The sequence below is a fragment of the Pedobacter sp. 01N416 genome (assembly GCF_056399685.1).
On sequence record NZ_JBFTRT010000421.1, the window covers coordinates 1 to 4577 of the forward strand.

General features: G+C 35.6%; 7 protein-coding genes. 3 read left to right on the top strand and 4 right to left on the bottom strand.

What is annotated here, in order from left to right:
* The 4 genes from AC1DND_RS20385 to AC1DND_RS20400 form a co-directional block, all read right to left on the bottom strand.
* On the bottom strand, positions 1–1325 hold a 1325-nt coding region (locus tag AC1DND_RS20385; protein WP_477584418.1), incomplete at its 3' end, for a S41 family peptidase.
* Positions 1326–1327: 2 nt separating this feature from the next.
* Entirely contained in the window at positions 1328–1936 is a 609-nt protein-coding gene (locus AC1DND_RS20390; RefSeq protein WP_477584420.1) for an HAD family hydrolase, read from the bottom strand.
* 1 nt (position 1937) lies between these two features.
* Positions 1938–2417, bottom strand: a complete 480-nt coding sequence (locus AC1DND_RS20395; RefSeq protein ID WP_477584421.1) for a hypothetical protein — start codon at positions 2415–2417, stop codon at positions 1938–1940.
* A 66-nt stretch (positions 2418–2483) separates the two neighbouring features.
* Positions 2484–3134, bottom strand: coding sequence for an ABC transporter ATP-binding protein (locus AC1DND_RS20400; RefSeq protein ID WP_215128593.1), 651 nt, complete (start codon positions 3132–3134; stop codon positions 2484–2486).
* Positions 3135–3330: 196 nt separating this feature from the next.
* Here AC1DND_RS20400 and AC1DND_RS20405 point away from each other — a divergent pair, with 196 nt between their 5' ends.
* The 3 genes from AC1DND_RS20405 to AC1DND_RS20415 all read left to right on the top strand — a co-directional run.
* The gene (locus AC1DND_RS20405) at positions 3331–3966 is read left to right on the top strand and encodes a hypothetical protein (protein ID WP_477584424.1); all 636 of its coding nucleotides are present in this window, start codon (positions 3331–3333) and stop codon (positions 3964–3966) included.
* A gap of 2 nt (positions 3967–3968) precedes the next feature.
* The gene (locus AC1DND_RS20410) at positions 3969–4265 is read left to right on the top strand and encodes a winged helix-turn-helix domain-containing protein (RefSeq protein ID WP_029277182.1); all 297 of its coding nucleotides are present in this window, start codon (positions 3969–3971) and stop codon (positions 4263–4265) included.
* A gap of 91 nt (positions 4266–4356) precedes the next feature.
* Positions 4357–4577 (top strand): hypothetical protein (locus tag AC1DND_RS20415; protein ID WP_477584426.1); only part of this gene is annotated, 221 nt, incomplete at its 3' end.

The following is a 4577-nucleotide window of genomic DNA, read 5'->3' on the forward strand; positions in this document are numbered from 1 at the left end:
GCCAATAGCTTTTCTGTTGGATCTCCAAAATCTTTGGTTACATCATCAAAAATATCTTTATCAACTGCCATTCCATCAAAGTAACCGCCTTGATTTAATTGATTTTTGGTTTCAAACTGGGGAATATATAAGTCGTTTTTATCTATACGGATGGAGAAAAAACCAACTGGTTTGCCATAAGTTTTCTTGCCAATCAGTTTAACATCAATTACAGGTTTTAAGTTGTTAATTAACAACTCGCTTGCCGATGCTGTACTGCCGGTTACAATAAAGTAAACCCTGGTTAGGCTATTCAATGATCCGCGTTTAGCAAAAACTTCTTGATTTCCCGCTGCAACTGTAGGTTTATAAGAATAGTCAAAGTAAGAATACATGCGTGTTACACCATCATTACCTTTAGCATAAAACTTCTGGTTTTGAAGAATAGTGGCTTGATTATCCTGCATCGTCTGTGTCCAGTAAGTGGTATACATCACTTTACCGTTTTGAGCGGTTGGTGCAATCAAATTAGTAAAGGCTTCTGATGTAGCAACCGAACCTCCTCCATTATAACGTAAATCGACAACAAGTTCAGTAATTCCATCTGTAGAAAACTTTGCAAATGCTGCATCCAGAAAATCAGTTGAATTGGTGGTAAAACTATTAAAAACAATATATCCCACCTTTTTCGCCCCTACAGTATAAGTATTGGTAAAAAGTACAGGATTGATATTATAACTTGCTTTGGTTACTGTTACATCCTGACTAGTCCCATCTGGTTTCAAAACCGTCATTGAAACCGTTGGGTTCGTACCAAAAATAGCATTCACTACATAATCAATCCTTGCATCAGTGGTATTAATATCTGTGCTACCATTAATTTTCGTAATCTGATAACCTCTTTTTAAGCCTTGAACACCAGCAGGTGATGTTGCATATACATATTTAATCCTTAGGTCATTCGCGCTGGCAAAAAATACAGAGAAACCAAAATCTCCAGCTACGCCACCTAATTCTCCAGCTACAGTACCATCATCGATAAATGAATATTTATCTTTTCCACCGGTACTTGGCAATGATTTTAAAGCTGCTAAAACCGCATTGTTTGAATTATATTGTCTTGGATTAAAGGCAGAATAACTTGGCATCCCAACATTCCAATAATACGTTTGCTGTGCATATAGGTAGATCGAATCCTTAGTTAACTCTGCCCGGGTTCCTGGAGTGCCTTGCGGTGCACCATCTCCATCAGGATTATTATTCGATTTTTTACACGATACTGTAAACCCAACCACAATAAGCAAAGCATATAAAAATGCATTTTGCGAAATAAATTTTCTAAGCATATTTACTTGTAAATTTCTAGTGACACAATATACGGCAAATTAATTAATTTAGATTGTTGCTCATCAAATTTATTTGCACCAACAACTAACGCCTGGTTAGGCGATAAATTGTTGCTGTTTAGTATGTTCTGAAAAATTTCTGCTTTAGTTAAACTTAGCTCCTCAACAAAATATACCGTAAGATATTGCTCTAGTCCATTCCACTCTGTTTGCTTAATTTTATTAAGTTGTTGCTCCGGGTTGCCGTCAGTTACAATAAATATTTGTTTGCGGTCTACCACAAGTTCCTGTATAAACTCGAGCATATTTTTATAAAGTAAAAGTTTTAAAGGTAAACGGGCATTCTGATGTAGAAGATCAAAATTATGCTTGTACTTCATATCAATGGCAAACTGATCTGYTGTTTTCTCAAAAAGTTTTTCAGTACCATTATTTCCGTATGCTGCACGCATAAATTCAATAATAGGCTGTGCACTTTTCTGCTCGGTATATTCTATAAACTGCGCAAACAGATAATAAACCTGTAGCAAATAATCCTTCTCTGGAAATAGCACATCATCCAATTCAAAAATTACGATCTGCTTGTCTTTCACGTATTGATATGCATCCATGTTAAATTGTAAAAAGTTTTAAATTATCAGCATCGTTATAACCAAATACTCCATTTAATTTGGGAGATACATTTGTAGGTAGAGAACCCTCCTCGGTTGAAAAAATCTGATCGCCGTGAATAAACACTGCAAAATTTTGATAAGTAAGCTTTTCTTCTGCTAGATAGTCAGCAATTATAGCTGCATCAGGCAATAGTACCTGAATTCCATACTCACTAAAAAGTACAGCAGATTTAGCCAATGGCTCAAGCTCATAATGGTGTAAAGGGATAATACAATCTATGGCCTCAGTGATACAAAAATTTARTAGAATATGAGCGATACTGTCTTTATTTAATACGCCTAACGATGAAAAGGCATAATTTTCAGTTACAATCCCCGGTACATCACCATAATCGGCAAGTAAAACAAAATGACTGGGAAATGCTTTCATCAGCTTCAAAGCCTTAGCATTGTTCCCTCCTGTTATCAGTATTTTCAAAGTATAATGATTGAATGAATAAGTTAGTTAATAATTGAATGAGAGAATGACCGAATGAACATGATTTTATACGATTAAGCCATCTTTCATGCTCACTACACGGTCGCTGGTTTTTGCAAGGTGTTCATTGTGTGTAACAATCACAAAGGTTTGATGGAAATTATCGCGCAAACTTACAAACAACTGGTGTAATCCGGCTGCATTTTCAGAGTCTAAATTCCCTGATGGTTCATCAGCCAATATAATTGAAGGATTATTGATCAGCGCTCTTGCAATGGCTACACGCTGCTGCTCACCGCCAGACAGCTGATTGGGTTTATGCTGGGCCCTGTCTTTTAGTCCAAACAGATCTAACAGTTCAAATGCCCTGGTTTCGGCCTGTTTTTTATTGGTTTTGGCAATAAATGCCGGAATGCAAATATTTTCAATGGCACTAAATTCTGGCAACAAATGATGAAACTGAAATACAAAACCGATATTCTGATTGCGGAAAGTACTCAGCAGATCGCCATTCAATCTATTAACAACAGTGCCTTTTAGTTCTACAGACCCCACATCAGGTCTATCCAATGTTCCTAAAATATGCAATAAAGTACTTTTACCTGCACCAGATGGCCCAATAATACTTACAATCTCCCCTTTTTGCACTTCAAAATTTACGCCTTTTAAAATTTGTAGATTTCCGTACGATTTTCTTATTCCAGTGGCTTTTAGCATGCTTCAAATTTAATAAAAAAGGTTAAAGACTAAAGGTAAAAGCATAAAGACTAAAGCAAAAAGACTAAAGCACAAAGACTAAAGTTAAAATTAGAATCTGTGTAATCTCTAAATCTGTGTAATCATACCGAAGGAAAAAAATAATTTTGGAAATATCAATTTCTTATTTAACTTTGAAAAACAAAGCACTTTTAAAATGAGCACTCAGGAAGAACAATTAAATGCCTTAAAAGATATCAGACAAATGATGGACAGGTCGTCGAGATTTATTTCTTTGAGCGGTTTATCTGGTGTTTTTGCAGGCGTTATCGCTTTAATTGGGGCTTATTTTGCAAACGATGAAATTAACAAATTCATCGGTAAACGCGGTTACGGTTATGGCGTTGATGGAGAAATGGACCTGGAGTTTAACTTAATAAAACTTGGTATTTTTGTTTTGGTGATTGCTCTGGCTGGAGGAGTTTTATTTACCTATAGAAAAAGTCAGAAAAACAATCTTCCAATCTGGGATAAAACCTCTAAATCACTTTTAATTAATTTATTTGTCCCGTTGGTTGCCGGAGGTTTGTTTATTATTGCTTTATTGATTAACCATCCGAACACTTATGCTATTGTTGCACCAAGCTGTTTAATTTTTTATGGTTTGGCACTTATTAATGCCAGTAAATATACTTACAGCGACATTCGCTACCTGGGGCTTTGCGAGGTAATACTTGGATTAATCTGCATGTTTTACGTAGGTTATGGCTTAATTTTTTGGGCTTTTGGCTTTGGTGTATTGCACATTGTTTATGGTCTTTTAATGTATTTTAAATATGAGAGAGGTCAGTAAGGATGAAAAACCCGATAGCAGATTTAAATAAAATATTCGATAGCCGGATCAGGTTGGGCGTAATGTCCATTCTGGTAGTAAACGATGAAATTGGCTTTAACGACCTGAAACAAATGCTCGAATTAACAGATGGAAACCTGGCCTCACACCTGAATACTTTAGAGCAGGCAGAATTTATAAAGGTACATAAAGGCTTTATCGGCAGAAAAACCAGTACCACCTACGCTATCACGGCTTTGGGCAAACAGGCTTTTAAAGCACATTTAGATGCACTTGAAAAAATGATCAAAAAACTATAAGCTATTTTTTTTAACTATTCACTTTGAATTTCAAAGCACTTTTAAAACAAACAGTACAACCTTAAAAATTATAAACCATTATCATATCATTATGAAAAATAGATCCAACCTCTTATCACTCTCTGTTCTGCTGGGTGGCCTCCTGTTTACTTTTCTATTTTGGCAAGAAAGGTTAGCGCTCAATCTGCTTATTTATAGCATCTATTTACTGGCTATCACCTTTATTAATCCAGATGTAGTTAAAGGTATAAAGCTAAAAATTTACGGTTTAGCACACCTTTTGGCCGCAGTACTGGTGGTAGTTAATAATTC

What these genes read in the sequence shown, in the direction of transcription:
- AC1DND_RS20400 (WP_215128593.1), bottom strand. Translation starts at nt 3,134, where the DNA reads ATGCTAAAAGCCACTGGAATAAGAAAATCGTACGGAAATCTACAAATT.
- AC1DND_RS20405 (WP_477584424.1), top strand. Translation starts at nt 3,331, where the DNA reads ATGAGCACTCAGGAAGAACAATTAAATGCCTTAAAAGATATCAGACAA.
- AC1DND_RS20410 (WP_029277182.1), top strand. Translation starts at nt 3,969, where the DNA reads ATGAAAAACCCGATAGCAGATTTAAATAAAATATTCGATAGCCGGATC.